This is a genomic window from Pseudonocardia sp. EV170527-09 (genome assembly GCF_008369905.1).
In the GTDB taxonomy this organism is placed as follows: domain Bacteria; phylum Actinomycetota; class Actinomycetes; order Mycobacteriales; family Pseudonocardiaceae; genus Pseudonocardia.
In genome coordinates this window covers 26,171-42,369 of record NZ_VRMC01000004.1, presented here as the reverse complement: position 1 = coordinate 42,369, position 16,199 = coordinate 26,171, and the positions used below count along the sequence as shown (strand labels likewise).

Below are 16,199 nucleotides of genomic sequence, written 5' to 3'. Positions count from 1 at the left end.
CCGCCGGATCTGCGAAGCTGGTCCGAGCACGTTCCCGTGAGCCGGAGGAGTCCCATGGCGAAGCAGCCCCTCCCGAGCTCCTGGTCGCCCGCGGGCGTCACCGGGACGCTGATCGGTGCCGCACTCGGCACGGTCGGCGCCGCCGTCGAGATCGGTCGACGGCTGCCCGGCTGGCTGGCCGAGGCCCCGCGGGCGGTCGAGGCCATGCCGTCGGTGGCGGCCGAGGTCGCCGCGCTCCCGCGGCGCATCGCCGGTGTCGACGCCGCGCTGACCGGTCTCGCCCCGGTGCTCGACGACGTGCTCGGCCGGGTCGTGACGCTGTGGGACGACCCGGTGACCGTCGAGCGGATCGATCGGCTGACCGCGGCCGTGGTCGAGCTGGCCGGAGCCGCCGGACCGCTGCGCGAGCTGGCCGGCGCCCGCGACGACCTGCACCAGCTCGCCGGGCTGCGGGAGGACCTGCACCACCTGGCGAGCGTGCGCGACGACCTGCACGAGCTGGCCGCGGTGCGCGGGGACCTGCACGAGCTGGCGGGGATGCGGGAGGACCTGCGGGAGCTCGCCGCCGTCCGCAGCGACCTGCACGAGCTGGCCGCCGCGGTCGGGCCGCTGCGCGAGCTCGGCACGGCGGTGGCCCCGCTGCGGGAGCTGGCGGGTGCCGTGGGGCCGCTGTCGGAGCTGGCGGGCGCGGTCGACGCGCTGCGTGAGCTCGCCACCGCCGTCGGGCCGCTGGCCGAGCTGGGCACGGCGGTGGAGTCGCTGCGCGAGCTGAGCGCGGCGGTCGGACCGCTGGCCGAGCTGGCCGCGGTGCGCGAGGACCTGCACGAGCTGGCCGGCGCCGCGGCACCGCTGCGGGAGCTGGCACCGGCCGCGGGTGACCTCGCCGCACTCGCCGGGGCCGTCACGTCGCTGCAGCGCCTCGCCGACGCCGTCGCCCCGCTCCAGGAGCTCGCCGCCACCCGCGCCGACCTGGCGCAGCTGGCCGGGGCGGTGGAGCCGCTGCGGGAGCTGGCCGCGGCGCGCGAGCACCTGGAGAGCCTCACCGGCGCCGTCCCCGCGGTGCACGAGCTGGCGGCGACCCGGGCCGACCTCGCACGTCTGGCCGAGGCGGTCGGACCGTTGCAGGAGCTCGCCCGCACCCCCGGTGACCTCGCGGCCCTCGCCGGGGCGGTCGAGCCGCTGCGGGCGCTGGCGACGGTGCGCGAGGACCTCGCGACACTGGCCGCGGCCACCGGAGACCAGGGCGCCGTCCGGCGGATCGCGGCGGCCGTCGCCGACGCCGATGCCGACGGGACCCCGCGGCTGGCCGCCCTGGACGTCAACCTCGCGCAGGCCGCGAGCCAGCTGACCGCCGTCGCCCCGGACCTGCGGTCGGTCGCGGCCCGGATCGACGCGCTCGACCGGCAGATCGGCGTGCTGGCCGACGCGCTCGCGCCGCTGCAGGGCACCACCGAGCGGATCGGCCGGATCGTCGACCGGCTGCCGGACCGCACCCGGCGCCTCGTGACGCGGCCGGCGACGGAGGGCTGAGCGCACGGCGGGGGCGGCATCGGCGACTCACTCGCGCAGGCGCTCCAGGCCCGGCCAGACCAGTGTCATCACCGTCGAGGTGAGGTCGTCGGGGTCCGCGCCGTCGCCCGCCCAGTCGGCCAGTCCCTCGGCCGCTCCCGCCAGCGCCGCCGCGAGCGGGGCGGTGACCGTCGCCGGGTCCACGCCCGCGGGGACGGCCAGCTCGGCCGCCAGCAGCCGCGCCACCCGGTCGACGATCCGGGTGCGCGCCGCGTGCACCTCGTCCGCGAGCGCACCGGTGCGGGCCTGGCGGTAGAGCACGGACCAGCCGTCGCGATGGGTGGTCACACTGGCGAAGAACGCCCGGAGACCGCGGTGCAGTCGCACCTCGGCGTCGACCGGCGCCCCGGCCGCGGCGCCGGAGACCGACTCCAGCAGTCGGTCGGCCTCGCGGCGGATGCACCGCCGCAGCAACTCCTCCTTCGAGCCCCCGCCGTGCGTGTAGACCATCGGCTTCGACAGCCCCGCCTCGTCGGCGACGCCGTCCATCGACGCGTCGTGGAACCCGTCCCGGGAGAACACGCGCACCGCCGCGTCGAGGACCTGCTTCTCGCGCTGCGCGGGCGGGAGCCTGCGACGGGGTGCAGATGCCATCTCGACAGCTTAGCTACTGCTGCGTAAAGTACGGCTCGTCCCGAGCCGGTACGGCGAGTACCGGACACTTGTGTGAACCACGGCGAGGTGGAACGAGCGATGGCCGACACGGTCGACATCAACGAGCTGGGTCGCAGCGTCGACCCGAAGTCCCTGTCCGACGAGCAGCTGATCGCCACGCTCGGGACGGCTCTGCGCGACGGGAACGCGAAGAACGTCGACCCGTCGCTGTTCGCCCGCCTGGTCAAGACCGCGTCGAAGCAGCAGCTGGCGACCGTGATGTCGTCCGAGGTCCGCCGACCGGTGCTCGAGGCGATCTTCGGCCGGATGAGCGAGTTCTACTCGTCCAAGGGCGCGACCGGGAACCGGCAGGTCGTGCACTGGCACATCAAGGACGGCTCGACGGTCGACAGCTTCCAGACCGTGATGCAGAACGGCACCTGCACGGTCACCGAGGGCACCGACGAGGACCCCCGCACCGCGCTGACCATGCCCGGCACCGAGTTCCTCAAAGTCGCGACGAACAACGCCAACCCGGTGACCCTGTTCATGACGCGCAAGCTCAAGGTCTCCGGCGACGTTGGCTTCGCGACCGCTCTGCATAAGATGTTCCAGATTCCGTCTGCCTGACGAGAACCGCGACCGACCAGCGGAGAGCTGAGATGACTTCCTTCGAACTGTCCGAGGAGCACCGCGAGCTGCAGGAGTGGGTGCACGGCTTCGCCGCCGACGTCGTGCGCCCGGCCGCCGCCGAGTGGGACGAGCGCGAGGAGACCCCGTGGCCGATCCTGCAGGAGGCCGCGAAGATCGAACTCTACAACTTCGAGACCCTCGCCTCCTTCTGGGGTGACGAGACCGGCCTGTCCATGCCGCTGGTCAACGAGGAGCTCTTCTGGGGCGACGGCGGCATCGGCATGGCGATCTTCGGCACCACTCTCGCGGTGGCCGGCATCTTCGCCTCGGGCACCCCCGAGCAGATGGTCGAGTTCATCCCGCAGTGCTACGGCGACGCCTCCGAGCCGCAGGTCGGAGCGTTCTGCTCGTCCGAGCCCGAAGCCGGTTCCGACGTCTCGGCGATGCGCACCCGTGCCGTCTACGACGAGGCGAAGGACGAGTGGACCCTCACCGGCCAGAAGGCCTGGGCCACCAACGGCGGCATCGCGAACATCCACGTGGTGCAGGCGGTCGTCGACCCGGCGCTGGGGAGCAAGGGGCAGGCCGCGTTCGTCGTCCCGCCGAAGACCCCCGGCCTGGAGTCCACCCGCAAGATCAAGAAGATGGGTCTGCGCGCGTCGCACACCGCGGACGTCTTCCTCGACGACGTGAAGCTCCCCGGCTCGTGCCTGCTCGGCGGCAAGGAGAAGCTGGACGAGCGGCTCGCCCGTGCCAGGTCGGGGGAGAAGTCGACGGGCTCCGCCGCGATGCAGACCTTCGAGCTGTCCCGTCCGACGGTCGGCTCGCAGGCGATCGGCATCGCCCGCGCCGCCTACGAGTACGCCCTGGAGTACGCCAAGGACCGGGTCGCCTTCGGCCGCCCGATCATCGAGAACCAGGCGATCTCCTTCACCCTCGCGGACATGAAGACCGAGATCGACGCCGCCCGGCTGCTCGTGCACCGGGCCGCCTGGATGGGGCGCAACAACGTCCCGTTCACGGCGGGCGAGGGGTCGATGTCCAAGCTCAAGGCCGGCCGGGTCGCGGTGTGGGCCACCGAGCGGGCCATCCAGATCCTCGGCGGCGCGGGCTACTCGCGCGAGCACCCGGTGGAGCGGATGCACCGCGACGCCAAGATCTACGACATCTTCGAGGGCACCGAGCAGATCCAGCAGCTCGTCATCGCCCGGGCGATCTCCGGGCGGCACCTGTCGTGACCTCGGCGGTCCGGTCCGCCGCGACGATCGGCGGACCGGACCGGACGGCTGTGCGGTACGTGGCTCCGTCGCGCGCATCGGACTTTTCGGCGGATCGACGAGAAGATGACGTGCGCGAGGCACGGTTGCTGGGAGAGGTCGCGACCGGGCCGCGGGTGGCCGCCGAGCCGCCGCTGCGGGAGCACACGCGCGACCGATGACCGTCGGGGTGGGCACGCACGCCGGGCCCCGGGGCAGGATGGAGATCCAACCGGGTCCTGCAGCGGGCCCGTCCGTGCTGTGAGGAGACCACGTGCCGAGCGTGACGTTCCGTGGACGTACCTGGAACCGGGACCGGGCGATGGTCATGGCGATCGTCAACCGGACCCCCGACTCGTTCTACGACCACGGGGTCACCTTCGCCGAGCAGGCCGCCCGGGACCGCATCACGGCGGTGGTCCGGGAGGGTGCCGACGTCATCGACATCGGCGGCGTGCCGGCCAGCCCGGGTGCCGAGGTGACCGAGCAGGAGGAGATCGATCGGGTCGTGCCGACCGTGGAGTGGGCACGCCACACGTTCCCCGACGTCGCGATCTCGGTCGACACCTTCCGCGCCGGACCCGCCGATGCGGTCTGCGCGGCCGGCGCCGACCTGGTCAATGACAACTGGGCGGCCGCCGACGTCGGGATCCTCGACGTTGCCGCCCGGTACGGCGCGGGCTACGTCAGCGCGCACACCGACCACGTCGACCCGCGCACCGAGCCGCACCGGCCGCGCTACACCGACGTCCTGCGCACGGTCATCGACCAGACCGTCGCGCTCGCGGAGAAGGCCGTCGCCGCGGGCGTGCCCGCCGGCGGGATCCTCATCGACCCGGCGATCGACTTCTCCAAGAACACCCTGCACAGCCTGCAGGTCCTGCGCGGCATCGACGAGATGGTCGCGACCGGCTGGCCGGTGCTGCTGGCGATGTCGAACAAGACCGTCGTCGGCGAGTCCCTGGCCGTGCCGCTCGAGGAGCGGCTGACCGGTACCCTCGCCGCGACGGCGCTGGCCGCCGACCGCGGCGTCGCCATGGTGCGCGCCCACCAGGCCCGGGCCACCCGGGAGACGTGCGAGATGGTCGCGACCGTCCGTGGCGAGCGGAATCCCTCGCGGGCGGTGAGACTGCTCGCGTGAGCACGATCCACCAGATCTTCCCGGTGGCCGACGCCGGGCCGCTGTCGACCGAGCAGCTCGAACGGCTCTACGCCTACCCGGACGACCGGCTCCGGCTGTCGGTCAACTTCGTGTCCAGCGCGGACGGGGCCGTCGAGGTCGAGGGCAGCTCGGCCGGGCTGTCCACCCCGCCCGACCGCGCGGTGCTCGACCTGGGGACCGACCTGGCCGACGTCGTACTCGTCGCGGCCGGGACCGCCACCGCCGAGGGGTTCACGGGCGTCAAGCACAACGACCGGATGGACGACCGGCGCCGCCGCTTCGGGCTGTCGGAGCTGCCGTCGACGGCGGTCGTCACCTCGTCGGGGAAGTCCCTCGATCCGTCGGCGCCGGTGCTGACCGACACCGTGGTCCCCACGATCGTGCTCACCTGCGAGTCGGTCCCCGCGGACCTGCGCGGCCGGTGGACCGACGCCGGCGCCGAGGTCGTGCTCACCGGCGACGAGTCGGTCGACCTCGACGTCGCGGTCTCCGCGCTGGGGGAGCGCGGGCTGCGCCGGATCAACTGCATGGGCGGCCCCGCGCTGTTCGGCAGCCTGGCCGAGGCGGGCCTGGTCGACGAGCTGCGGCTGACCCTCGCTCCGTTCCTCGTCTCCGGGGAGGCCGGGCGGATCGCCCGCGGCGCCGGCATGGATCCGGCGCGGCTGGAGCTGGTCAGCGTCGTCACCGGGGACGACACACTCCTCATGCGCTACCGGGTGCGCGAGGCGCCGTCGTCCTGACGGGGAACCCCGGAGGGGAGTACCCGATCACGCACGGCGACGTCTGGGGCAGGATGGTCCCGTGTCGCGTCCCTCCAACATGCTGGCGGACGGCGTCGTCGTCCTCAGCCCGCTCGGCTGGGACGACGTGACGGCCCACCTCGCGGGTGAGGACGCCGAGATCGTCCGCTGGCTCGGTGGTGCACCCGCGACCCCGGCGACCGCCCGCGCCCACATCCGTCGTGCGATCGAACGCTGGGCCGACGACGGCCCGAAGCTGAGCTTCGGGATCCGGGTGGACGGCGGTGCCGTCCTCGCCGGGACCATCGACGTCGACCTCGACCCCGCGGGGGGCCGGGCCGGTCTGTCCTACGGCGTCTACGCGGCGTACCGCCGTCGCGGCCTCGCGACCCGCGCGGTCCGGCTCGCGGCCCGCTACCTGGGCGAACGTGGTGACGTGCGGTGGATCTCGATCGACGTCGACCCGCAGAACACCGCATCGGTCGGGGTCGCGCGGCGGGCCGGGTTCCGGTTCCTGCGCCACGTCGTCGACGACGAGGGGTCCTTCGACCGCTACGAGCTCCTCGTCCGCGCGCCGGTGGTCCCGGCGCCGCCGCCGCGCCCGCGGCACGGCCGTCCCTGAGCCCGCACACGACCGCCCGCCCGGTGCCCGGTCGTCGGGGACACCGGACGGGCGTGGTCGCGGATGCCGGTTCGGGGATCCGGCACCGCCGGACCGACGTCAGGAGCCGGTCGGCGCCTCGATGTGCATGACGGCCGGGACCTCGAACACGGGCAGCGCGCCCGCGTCGTCGACCGACGGGAGGCCGGCGTCGTCCACCGAGGGGAGCTCGGGCAGGTCGTCCGTGGACGGCAGCTCGGGGGCGTCCTCGGCCGAGGGCAGCTCCGACGCGACGTCCGCGGCCTGCGGCGAGGCGGTGGGGAGGCCGTCGGTGCCGGGCAGTGACGGCGCGCTCGGCAGCGAGTCGGTCGAGGGCAGCTCCGGCAGACCGAGGGCCTCGGTGTCCGGGATCTGCAGCTCGCCGAAGGGGACGCTGTCCGCGGTGTCGGTCAGGGCGGAGGTGTCCGGGGCGGCCGGGAGCTCGGGCAGCTCGGGGAGTTCGGCGGCCGAGGCCTGGCCGACGAGACCGGCGCCGAGCGCGGCGATGCCGGCGCCGGTGAGGGACAGCCGCAGGGCGGTACGGGCGAGCGAGTTCATGCGCACGTCCTTCCAAGGGGGAACGGGGGAGCGGAGGGTTGATGGACGACCCTCGCCGGGGGACAACGAGATCCACATCAAGCGGTTGCGGTGCGCAGTCGATCGACAAGTGATCTTCACTCGTACGAGTGGCAACCTGAGAGGGGTCTCGCACGTAAGGGCGAGTGCTCGTCGCTCCGGAATGCTTCCGGTGGTCCACTCGCGGTGCTCGCACGCGGGGGGGCAGGATGAGCGCGTGCGCGCGCCGAGCTCCTCCGTCCGCCACTCCGTTCGTCCTTCGGTGCCCGTCGCGGGTGCGCTGGCCGGGGTCCTGGGCGGGGCGGGAGGCGCCGCCGCGGCCGCGATCGGCTGGCACTACTCGACGATCCTGCTGCACCCGTCGCCGCACCCGGGGCTGCCCGAGCGGGTCGTCGCCGCCGGGGACGGCACCGTCGAGCTGGCGCGCACCCGGCTGTCCGCGCAGCCGGGCGTGTGGGGACTGCGCGGCCCGGCCGGGCTGGCCGTCGTCGGTCCGGTCCTGGACCGCGGGCGGCGCACGGTCGTCCGGGAGCTGCGCGCGGGCCCGGTCCCTGCGATCGGCCCCGCCGTGCTCGACGCCGGCCCGTTCGACCCGGACCCGTCCGCACGAGGGCTGCCCTTCGACGAGGTCGAGGTGCCCACCGACCTCGGCCCCGCCCCGGCGTGGCGGATCCCCGCTCCGGACGGCGGTGACCCGGACGTCTGGGCGCTGTGCGTGCACGGCCGTGGCGGGACCCGACGCGAGGCACTGCGGATCCTGCCCGCGCTGCACGCGGCCGGGCTCACCCAGCTCGTCGTCAGCTACCGCGGGGACGGGACCGCTCCGGAGTCACCGGACGGGCGCTCGCACCTCGGCGACACCGAGTGGCGCGACGTCGACGCCGCCGCGGCCTACGCCCTGGTCCACGGCGCGCGCCGGCTGGTGCTGGTCGGCTGGTCGATGGGGGCCGCGGTGGGCGGGGCGTTCCTCGACCGGTCCCCGCACGCAGACCTCGTCGACGCCGTGGTCTGGGACGCGCCGCTGCTCGACTGGCGTCGCACGCTGCGCCGGCAGGCCCGCAACCGCGGTCTCCCCCCGACCCTGGCCGGGGTCGCGGCCCGGTTCACCGCACGCCGGATCGGGATCGACCTCGACCGGTTCGACCTGGTCCGGCGTCCGCCCGCGATCCGCCCCCCGACGCTCGTCCTGCACAGCGACGCCGACACCGCCGTCCCGGTCTCGCTGAGTCGGGACCTCTCCGCGACCGCCCCGGAGCACGGCTGGCCGGTCACCTACCGGGAGTTCTCCGGTACCGAGCACACCGGCAGCTGGAACGCCGATCCCGACGGCTACGAGGCCGCCGTGACCGGCTTCCTGCGGACGCTGCGCCCGTCCTGACCCGCCCGTTCCGGACGGGCCCTGCGGTCAGTGGCCGTTCGTCTGCGACCTGCCCTGACCGATCGGCTTGCCGTGGATCTGGTCCTCGGACGGCGGGGTCGTCGGGACCGGGGTCCCGGGGTCCACCTCGCGCTCGCGCTTCAGGACCGTCGCCCAGCCCCACACCGCGGCCGCGGTCAGCAGCAGGACGGCGACGATCCACGGAGCCCGGCGCACCCGCACCGGGGTCGGCTCGACGATCTCGGCCAGCGCGTGGCGGGCGTCGTGCACCGAGCCGGACACCACGTCGGACAGGTCGGACAGACGCGTCGAGACCCCTCCGGCCACGGCGTCGGTGACCGCGCCACCGGCGATCCGGCCGGCGTCGGCGAAGGTGCGTACGGCCTCGGTCGCGTCCTTGCGGGCACGGGCCCGCTTCCTCTCGGCACTCATGTTCCGGACCTGCTTCCCACGGATGCGGCTGCTTACTGGCACGATGGTAGTCGTGACGGAACCAGAGAACGCCAAGACGACGGCCGTCCTGCACACCTCCGAGGGCGACATCCGCGTCGTGCTGTTCGGCGACCACGCGCCGAAGACGGTCGCGAACTTCGTCGGCCTCGCGGAGGGCAGCAAGGACTACACGGGCCCGAACGCCAGCGGCGGAGACTCCGGGCCGTTCTACGACGGTTCGATCTTCCACCGGGTGATCAGCGGCTTCATGATCCAGGGCGGCGACCCGACCGGTACCGGTCGCGGTGGCCCGGGCTACCAGTTCGGCGACGAGTTCCACCCGGACCTCAAGTTCGACCGGCCCTACCTGCTGGCCATGGCCAACGCCGGGCCGGGCACCAACGGCTCGCAGTTCTTCATCACGGTGGGCAACACCCCGCACCTGAACCGGCGCCACACCATCTTCGGTGAGGTCGCCGACGCCGAGTCGCGGGCCGTCGTGGACGCCATCGCCCAGACCACCACCGGCCAGGCCGACCGGCCGCTGACCGACGTGGTCATCGAGAAGATCGAGATCGAGCGGTCCTGACCCCGCAGGTCTCCGACCACCGAGTGGACCGGCCGTGGTGAACGGACGACCCGACAGCAGCGGATCCGGGGCATCCGGCGAGCCCGAGGGCGGGCCGGGTTCCCCCGGCCCCGCGGGCACGCCGTACTACCCGACGCCGCCCGGCTATCCGCAGCCCCAGTGGCCGCCGCCGGGCGCGCCGGGCGGTCCGCCGTCGGGGGGTCCCGGGCCGGCGACGCCGTACGGGCAGACGCCCTACGGATCCTCGCCGTACGGATCCGGGGAGACCGGCCCGGGCGGTGGGCCCGGCGCCCCGCCCGGCACCGGCGGCGCAACGGTGTGCGTCCGGCACCCCGACCGCCCCACCGGGCTGGCCTGCTCGCGCTGCGACCGGCCCGCCTGCCCCGCCTGCCTGCAGCCGGCCCCGGTCGGTCAGCACTGTGTGGACTGCCTCGCCGAGGCCGCACGGACGACCCCGCGACGACGCACCGTCGCCGGGGCGAGCCGCACCGGGAAGCCGGTGGTCGTCCCCGGGCTGATCGTCGCGAACGTGGTGGTCTACGTGATCACCGCGGTCACGGCGGGCAGCGTGATGTCCAACTTCCTGTCGCCGCTGTTCCAGGCCGGCGGGCTCGTCCCGCTCCTGGTCGCCGACGGCGAGTACTGGCGGGTCATCACCTCGGGCTTCCTGCACATCGGCCCGCTGCACCTGGCGTTCAACATGTACGCCCTGTGGATCATCGGCCGTGAGGTCGAGACGGTCCTGGGGCGGGCCCGGTTCGTCGCCGTCTACGGCGTGTCCATGTTCGGCGGCGCGGCCGCGGTCATGCTGTTCAGCGCCCCGAACGGGGCGACCGCGGGTGCCTCCGGTGCGGTCTTCGGGCTGATGGGGGCACTGTTCGTCCTGCTGCGGCGGCTGAAGCTGCCGACCGGACAGGTCGTCGCCCTCATCGCGATCAACGCCGTGATCAGCCTCAGCATCCAGGGCATCTCGTGGCAGGGGCACCTCGGCGGGCTGGTCTTCGGCGCCGCGGTCACCGCGGCGCTGGTCCACCTCGGGACGGGATCCCCGCAGCGCAGGCGGACCCAGGTGCTGGCGGTCTCCGGGCTGACCGCACTCGCGGTGGTGCTGATCGTGGTGCGCTCCGCGGGGCTGCTCGCGGCCGCGGGCGTCTGACCCCGGCCCGCCGTCGCCCGGGGTGGGTTCCCGAGCTGTCGGCGCCGCGGTGTCGGTGGAGGCGACGGGCCGCGGGTCAGGGACCGGTCGGGCCGGCGTCGCCGGGGCGGTGTCCCGGGCGCAGGGCGGACAGGTCGTCGAACACGTCGACCGGGTCCGCGCCCAGCTCGGCCCGGCCGAGGATGACGAGCCGCTCGTGGTCCTCGACGTCGCGCAGCTCCAGCTCCAGCAGCACCGACTCGCGGCCCAGCCTGCGGGTCCGCAGCAGGCGCAGGTCGTCCACCCGGCTCCAGGGCACGTGCCGGGTCCAGGTCAGCCTGCGGACCGTCAGCCCTTCGGGACCGGCTTCCAGCCGGGGCCGGGCACGGGTCCCCGAGGCCGCGGCCAGGGCGAGACCGAGCGCCGCGACACCCGCGACGAGCGCGCCGGCCGCCTCCGCCCCGGAGACGAGCACCGCGACCGACCAGCCGGTCGCGGCGACCGCCAGCACCCAGAGTGCGACGACCGTGCCCACCGGCGTCGACCACCGAAGTCGATCACCCTGCGTGGTCATGCGACGTTGTCCACAGGCGCCATCCACATGGTGGACAACTCACATCCGTGTATTTCCGCTGGTCAACGCCACCGCATGGTCATGAGAAGGCCGATCACGATGAGTGAGAACCCGATGATGAAGTTCCAGTTCCCCAGCGCCAGCATGAACGGGATGGACGGACCCGCCAGATAGTTGATCACCAGCCAGGCGAGACCGAGGATCCACATCGCGACCATGACGGCGATGTAGGCGGGGTGCGTCGGCCCCGCGACCTTCTGCGGGGTGCGGCTGACCGGGGGAGGGGTGTAGGCCGCCTTCTTGCGGACCTTCGACTTCGGCATCTGACCTCATCGCCTGTCGGAGTCGGACACGGGTCCGGCCGGTGCGCCGGCCGGGGGCGGGACCTGCGACGGGGCGCCGTGGTCGGGGACGGGGCGACCCGGACAGATCCGCCACCACGGTAGCGCGACCGCGTCGCCGTCCGGGGCATCCCGGGGACACAGGCGTCACACGTCACGGGGACGTCGGGCGGTGCGGAGCGGGCGTCAGACCCCGGCGACCAGCCCGGCCATCTCGGCGGACAGCCGAACGACCAGGTCCTCCGGTACGTCGTGGCCGGCCTGGCGCAGCCAGTTCGCCAACATCCGGTGTCCACCCTCGGTCAGCACGGACTCCGGGTGGAACTGCACGCCGGAGATCGGGAGCTCCCGGTGCCGGACGGCCATGATCAGGCCGGTCTCGGTGTGCCCGGTCGCCTCCAGCTCCGACGGCAGACCGTCGGGCCGGATCGTCAGCGAGTGGTAGCGGGTGGCGGTGAACGGCGAGGGCAGTCCGGCGAGCACACCGGTGCCGTCGTGGAAGACCTCCGAGGTCTTGCCGTGCAACAGCTCGGGCGCCCGCTCCACGACCCCGCCCCAGGCGATGGCCAGCGCCTGGTGGCCGAGGCACACCCCCAGCAGCGGGGTGCCGAGCTCCGCGGCGCGGTGGATGACCTCGACGCTGCGACCGGCCCGTTCCGGGGTGCCCGGACCGGGGCTGAGCAGGACGGCGCCGACGTCGTCGAGCTCGTCGAGCTCGACCTCGTCGTTGCGCCGGACCACCGGGTCGGCGCCGAGCTGGGCCAGGTAATGGACCAGGTTGTAGACGAAGCTGTCGTAGTTGTCGACGACGAGGACGCGCACGGTTCCTCCCGGGAGGATGGTCAGTTGAACGGGAACCCGCTGTTGCCGCTGTTGTCCCCGTCGCTGCTGCTGCCACCGGAGTAGCGGCCCACGGTGAGGGTAACGGTCTGGCCGCTGGAGGCCTCGGACCCACCGGACGGGCTCTGCTGCAGCACGACGCCGTTCTGGGAGGAGTCCGAGACGTCGACCTGACGGATCGACGGACTCAGCCCCGCCTCCTGCAGCGTGCTGATCGCGCTGTCGACACGCTGGCCGACGACGTTGGGCACCTGGTTCTGGTTCCCACGGCTGATCTGGATGGTGATGGTCTGGTCGGGTGCGACCCGGGTCCCGGCCGACGGGTTCGTGCCGACCGCCTGGCCGGCCGAACTGCTGCTGTCGACCTCGGTCGTGGAGATCGACTGGAAACCGGCGTTCTGCAGTGTCGTCCGGGCGGCGTCGGCCGACTGGCCCGCCACGTCGGGCACGGCGACGGTCTGCTGCCTGCGACCCACCACCAGCGACACCGCGGTGTTGCCCGAGACCTGCTGGCCCGGCCCCGGGTCGGAGGTGATCACCTTGCCGACCTGGCTGGAGTCGCTGGTGTCGCGCTCGGTGCGACCGCCGACCTGCAGACCGGCCGCCCGGAGCTTGGCCTCGGCCTCGTCCGGCGACAGGCCCTCGACGCTCGGCACCGTGACCTGCGCGGGCCCGCTGCCGACGTAGACCGTCACCCGGCTGTTCTCGGGGACCTGGTTGCCGCCGCCGGGGTCGGTCCGGACGACCTTGCCGACCTGCGCGACGTCCGACGGCTGGTCCTGCTGGGAGAACAGCAGTCCGGCCTGGGTGATGGTCTGCCGGGCCTGGTCCGGGGACTGGCCGAGGACGTCGGGCACCGAGACCTGGTCCGGGCCCGAGGAGGAGAACAACTGGAAGCCGACGAAGCCGAGCAGCCCGATCACCGCGAGTGCGGCGACCCACAGGAGGGCCTTGCGGCCCCCTCCGCGACGCTCGTCGTCGCCGTAGTCGGGGTGGTGCGGCGGCATCGTGTGCCGGCCGGTGGCCGGGCCGCCCGCGTCGAGCCGACGCGTCGCCATGGCCTGGGTCGCACCGTCGTGGGCCATCATGTGCGTGCGCTCGTGCTCGCTCATGACCAGCGGCGCGTGCACCGGCTCGCCGTTGCGCACGCGGATCAGGTCCGCCCGCATCTCGGCGGCCGACTGGTAGCGGTTGGCCGGGTTCTTGCTGAGCGCCTTGAGCACCACCGCGTCGAGTGCCGGGGGCACCGACGGGTTCAGCTGGGACGGGGCCCGGGGGTCCTCCCGCACGTGCTGGTAGGCCACCGCGACCGGGGTGTCCCCGGTGAACGGCGGCTCGCCGGTCAGGAGCTCGAACAGCACACAGCCGGCGGCGTAGACGTCCGACCGGGCGTCCACGGCCTCGCCGCGGGCCTGCTCGGGGGACAGGTACTGCGCCGTGCCGATGACGGCCGCGGTCTGGGTGACGTTCTGGCCCTCGCCCAGTGCACGGGCGATGCCGAAGTCCATGACCTTGACCGCGCCGACGCCGTTGATCATCACGTTCGCGGGCTTCACGTCGCGGTGGATGATGTTGTGCCGGTGCGAGAAGTCGAGCGCGGCGCAGACGTCGGCCATCACCTCGACGACCCGCTGCTGGGTCATCGGGCCGGTCGTCTTGACGATCTCGCGCAGCGTCTGCCCGTCGACGAACTCCATGACGATGTAGGGCAGCGTCCCGAACTCGGACTCGACCTCGCCGGTGTCGTACACCGCGACGATCGCCGGGTGGTTCAGCGACGCCGAGTTCTGCGCCTCGCGGCGGAAGCGGAGCTGGAACTGGGGGTCGCGGGCCAGGTCGGCCCGCAGTACCTTGACCGCCACGTCCCGGCCGAGCCGGGTGTCGAGGCCGCGGTGGACCTCGGACATGCCGCCGTAGCCGAGCGGGTCGCCCAGCTCGTAGCGCTCGGAGAGCAGTCGTGGTGTCGTCATCGGTTCAGATTCCCGTACTCATCGAGTCCGTCGGAGGCGTGCTCATCATGCCGGTCGGCGCCCACTGCCGGTCCCGTACGGGCGGCATCTGCGCCGGAGCGACCGTTCGGTGGGATCACCGGGACATCACCGGGCACCTCCGGTCGATCTTGGGCACGGGGGACGGCGAACGGCTCTGCCGGGACCGCCGGTCCCGTGGACCCGGCCGGGGGGCCGGCCGCGGTCGCCACGGTACCGGGCGCGACCCCCAGTGACCCGGGCCGCATGTCGTCGGGAGAGACACCCCTCAAGATCATCACTGCCAGCAGCACGGCGGCGAGCGTCAGGACCACGAACAGCACGGCCAGCCACGCCTTCGCCCGGCCGGACCGTTGCGGGCCCAGATCGAGCGGGCCGGACGGGTGCAGCTCGGGCATCCGATCGGCGGAGGCGCTGCGGCGCACCGGCGGACGCGTCGGCGCCGAGCGCTGCTGCCCCGGGAACCCGGGCCCGGTGGGCGGCCCGCCCGGACGACGGCCGGCGGCCGGACCGCCGGCGTGCGGCCCGGTGTGCGGCGGACGCAGCGGGGCGCCGTAGGGCGGCGAGCCGGGGGGTACCGGGACCGGCCCGGACCCCGCCGGTGTGCCGCCCGGGGTGCGCGGTCCCTGCGGCCGGCCCGGCCCGGCGCCGGGGTAGGGGCCGGTGACCGGGCGGGACACGCCCTGGTCCGGCCCGCTGCGACGGGCGCCGTCGGCGCCGGGGTCGCCGGTGCGCGGGCCGCGGTCGGCGGTGTCGGGACCGCCGGCGGACGGGCCGTCGCCGGTCCCCGGTCCGCTCTCCTGCAGGGAGTGGCGCGAGCCGCCGCTGCCGTCGTCGCCGCGGAAGTCGGGCGCGTACCCGCCGGGGGCGGGGATGCCGGGCGGCGGCGGCCGGTGCCCACGCCGGACCGCGGCGACGGCGTCGGCGAACTCGGCGCCGTCGGTGTAGCGCTGTTCGGGATCCTTGACCAGCACCGAGGAGATCAGCTCGCGGACCCGCTCGGGGATCTCGTCCGGGAGCGGCGGCGGGTCGTCGCGGACCTGCATCATCGCCACCGCGACGGCACTCTCGGCGCGGAACGGCCGGACGCCGGCCAGGCACTCGTAGCCGACGATGCCCAGGGAGTACACGTCGCCGGACGGCCCGGCCTCCTCGCCGGAGGCCTGCTCCGGTGCGATGTAGTGGGCGGTGCCCATCACCATCCCGGAGCGGGTCACCGGGACGGCGTCGGCGGCCTTGGCGATGCCGAAGTCGGTCAGCTTCACGACGCCGTCGGTGCGCAGCAGGATGTTGCCGGGCTTGACGTCGCGGTGGACGAACCCGCGCTCGTGCGCGGCGAACAGTGCTCGGCCCGCCTGCTCGAGGATGTCGAGCGCCTCGTCGGCGGGGATGGGCCCGCGCCCGATCCGCGACGACAGCGGTTCGCCCCGGACGAGCTCCATCACCAGGTAGGCGGTGCGCCCGCCGCCGGTGGGGCTGTCGTCCTCGCCGTAGTCGTGCACGGCGGCGATCCCGGCGTGGTCCAGCGAGGCGACGGTACGGGCCTCGATGCGGAACCGGTGCAGGAACTCGGGGTCGTCGGAGAGCTCCGCCTTGAGGACCTTCACCGCGACGCTGCGCCCGAGTCGGGTGTCGGAGGCCTCCCAGACCTCACCCATCCCGCCGACCGCGATCCGCCGGTCCAGCTGGTAGCGCTCGGAGATCAGCTGCCCGGCCGACAGGGCGCTCACGGGACCGCCGGGGACCTGCGCC

Annotated in this window: 17 protein-coding genes; 9 read left to right on the top strand and 8 right to left on the bottom strand. The window is 73.9% G+C overall.

Annotated elements, in window-relative coordinates; genetic code table 11:
- Positions 1-54: 54 nt before the first annotated feature.
- Complete coding sequence (locus FVA95_RS01960; RefSeq protein ID WP_149662677.1) at positions 55-1,530, top strand: hypothetical protein; 1,476 nt, start codon at positions 55-57, stop codon at positions 1,528-1,530.
- Positions 1,531-1,557: 27 nt separating this feature from the next.
- On the opposite strand, the gene FVA95_RS01955 is transcribed toward FVA95_RS01960, so the two are convergent.
- On the bottom strand, positions 1,558-2,163 hold the full coding sequence (locus FVA95_RS01955; RefSeq protein ID WP_149662676.1) for a TetR/AcrR family transcriptional regulator: 606 nt from the start codon (positions 2,161-2,163) through the stop codon (positions 1,558-1,560).
- A 99-nt stretch (positions 2,164-2,262) separates the two neighbouring features.
- Between FVA95_RS01955 and FVA95_RS01950 the strand changes: the two genes are divergently transcribed.
- The 5 genes from FVA95_RS01950 (at position 2,263) to FVA95_RS01930 (ending at position 6,576) form a co-directional block, all read left to right on the top strand.
- A complete protein-coding gene (locus tag FVA95_RS01950) occupies positions 2,263-2,793 on the top strand; it encodes an SCP2 sterol-binding domain-containing protein (protein ID WP_149662675.1) in 531 nt (176 codons plus the stop codon).
- A gap of 32 nt (positions 2,794-2,825) precedes the next feature.
- A complete protein-coding gene (locus FVA95_RS01945; RefSeq protein WP_149662674.1) occupies positions 2,826-4,034 on the top strand; it encodes an acyl-CoA dehydrogenase family protein in 1,209 nt (402 codons plus the stop codon).
- A gap of 292 nt (positions 4,035-4,326) precedes the next feature.
- A complete protein-coding gene (folP, locus tag FVA95_RS01940; protein ID WP_149662673.1) occupies positions 4,327-5,193 on the top strand; it encodes a dihydropteroate synthase in 867 nt (288 codons plus the stop codon).
- A complete protein-coding gene (locus FVA95_RS01935; RefSeq protein ID WP_149662672.1) occupies positions 5,190-5,954 on the top strand; it encodes a dihydrofolate reductase family protein in 765 nt (254 codons plus the stop codon). The genes folP and FVA95_RS01935 overlap by 4 nt, the downstream gene beginning before the upstream one ends.
- Before the next feature lie 61 nt (positions 5,955-6,015).
- Positions 6,016-6,576 carry a GNAT family N-acetyltransferase gene (locus FVA95_RS01930; RefSeq protein WP_149662671.1) on the top strand — a complete coding sequence of 187 codons (561 nt, stop codon included), beginning with the start codon at positions 6,016-6,018 and terminating at the stop codon, positions 6,574-6,576.
- Between the two features lie 99 nt (positions 6,577-6,675).
- Here FVA95_RS01930 and FVA95_RS01925 read toward each other — a convergent pair whose 3' ends face one another.
- On the bottom strand, positions 6,676-7,152 hold the full coding sequence (locus FVA95_RS01925) for a hypothetical protein (RefSeq protein ID WP_149662670.1): 477 nt from the start codon (positions 7,150-7,152) through the stop codon (positions 6,676-6,678).
- 235 nt (positions 7,153-7,387) lie between these two features.
- On the opposite strand from FVA95_RS01925, the gene FVA95_RS01920 reads away from it, so the two are divergent.
- Positions 7,388-8,548 (top strand): S9 family peptidase, encoded by a 1,161-nt coding sequence (locus FVA95_RS01920; RefSeq protein ID WP_240051208.1) that lies wholly within the window; start codon positions 7,388-7,390, stop codon positions 8,546-8,548.
- 27 nt (positions 8,549-8,575) lie between these two features.
- Here the strand turns inward: FVA95_RS01920 and FVA95_RS01915 are convergent, their stop codons facing one another.
- Complete coding sequence (locus tag FVA95_RS01915) at positions 8,576-8,980, bottom strand: hypothetical protein (protein WP_149662668.1); 405 nt, start codon at positions 8,978-8,980, stop codon at positions 8,576-8,578.
- Positions 8,981-9,023: 43 nt separating this feature from the next.
- Here FVA95_RS01915 and FVA95_RS01910 point away from each other — a divergent pair, with 43 nt between their 5' ends.
- Together FVA95_RS01910 and FVA95_RS01905 are read left to right on the top strand one after the other, a co-directional pair.
- Entirely contained in the window at positions 9,024-9,569 is a 546-nt protein-coding gene (locus FVA95_RS01910; RefSeq protein ID WP_043280629.1) for a peptidylprolyl isomerase, read from the top strand.
- Between the two features lie 37 nt (positions 9,570-9,606).
- Complete coding sequence (locus FVA95_RS01905) at positions 9,607-10,725, top strand: rhomboid family intramembrane serine protease (RefSeq protein WP_240051207.1); 1,119 nt, start codon at positions 9,607-9,609, stop codon at positions 10,723-10,725.
- 76 nt (positions 10,726-10,801) lie between these two features.
- On the opposite strand, the gene FVA95_RS01900 is transcribed toward FVA95_RS01905, so the two are convergent.
- From FVA95_RS01900 to FVA95_RS34310, 5 genes are all read right to left on the bottom strand, one after another.
- Positions 10,802-11,239, bottom strand: a complete 438-nt coding sequence (locus FVA95_RS01900) for a PH domain-containing protein (RefSeq protein WP_240051206.1) — start codon at positions 11,237-11,239, stop codon at positions 10,802-10,804.
- A gap of 101 nt (positions 11,240-11,340) precedes the next feature.
- Entirely contained in the window at positions 11,341-11,601 is a 261-nt protein-coding gene (gene crgA / locus FVA95_RS01895; protein ID WP_020626195.1) for a cell division protein CrgA, read from the bottom strand.
- Between the two features lie 204 nt (positions 11,602-11,805).
- A complete protein-coding gene (locus FVA95_RS01890) occupies positions 11,806-12,441 on the bottom strand; it encodes an aminodeoxychorismate/anthranilate synthase component II (RefSeq protein WP_149662666.1) in 636 nt (211 codons plus the stop codon).
- A gap of 20 nt (positions 12,442-12,461) precedes the next feature.
- Complete coding sequence (gene pknB, locus FVA95_RS01885) at positions 12,462-14,429, bottom strand: Stk1 family PASTA domain-containing Ser/Thr kinase (protein WP_149662665.1); 1,968 nt, start codon at positions 14,427-14,429, stop codon at positions 12,462-12,464.
- The gene (locus FVA95_RS34310) at positions 14,426-16,177 is read right to left on the bottom strand and encodes a protein kinase (RefSeq protein WP_370460815.1); all 1,752 of its coding nucleotides are present in this window, start codon (positions 16,175-16,177) and stop codon (positions 14,426-14,428) included. The genes pknB and FVA95_RS34310 overlap by 4 nt, the downstream gene beginning before the upstream one ends.
- Between the last annotated feature and the right edge of the window lie 22 nt (positions 16,178-16,199).

Bases quoted from the DNA above. Each gene is read 5' to 3' on its own strand.
- FVA95_RS01960 (WP_149662677.1), top strand. From the start codon at position 55: ATGGCGAAGCAGCCCCTCCCGAGCTCCTGGTCGCCCGCGGGCGTCACC.
- FVA95_RS01955 (WP_149662676.1), bottom strand. From the start codon at position 2,163: ATGGCATCTGCACCCCGTCGCAGGCTCCCGCCCGCGCAGCGCGAGAAG.
- FVA95_RS01950 (WP_149662675.1), top strand. From the start codon at position 2,263: ATGGCCGACACGGTCGACATCAACGAGCTGGGTCGCAGCGTCGACCCG.
- FVA95_RS01945 (WP_149662674.1), top strand. From the start codon at position 2,826: ATGACTTCCTTCGAACTGTCCGAGGAGCACCGCGAGCTGCAGGAGTGG.
- FVA95_RS01925 (WP_149662670.1), bottom strand. From the start codon at position 7,152: ATGAACTCGCTCGCCCGTACCGCCCTGCGGCTGTCCCTCACCGGCGCC.
- FVA95_RS01915 (WP_149662668.1), bottom strand. From the start codon at position 8,980: ATGAGTGCCGAGAGGAAGCGGGCCCGTGCCCGCAAGGACGCGACCGAG.
- FVA95_RS01910 (WP_043280629.1), top strand. From the start codon at position 9,024: ATGGTAGTCGTGACGGAACCAGAGAACGCCAAGACGACGGCCGTCCTG.
- crgA (WP_020626195.1), bottom strand. From the start codon at position 11,601: ATGCCGAAGTCGAAGGTCCGCAAGAAGGCGGCCTACACCCCTCCCCCG.
- pknB (WP_149662665.1), bottom strand. From the start codon at position 14,429: ATGACGACACCACGACTGCTCTCCGAGCGCTACGAGCTGGGCGACCCG.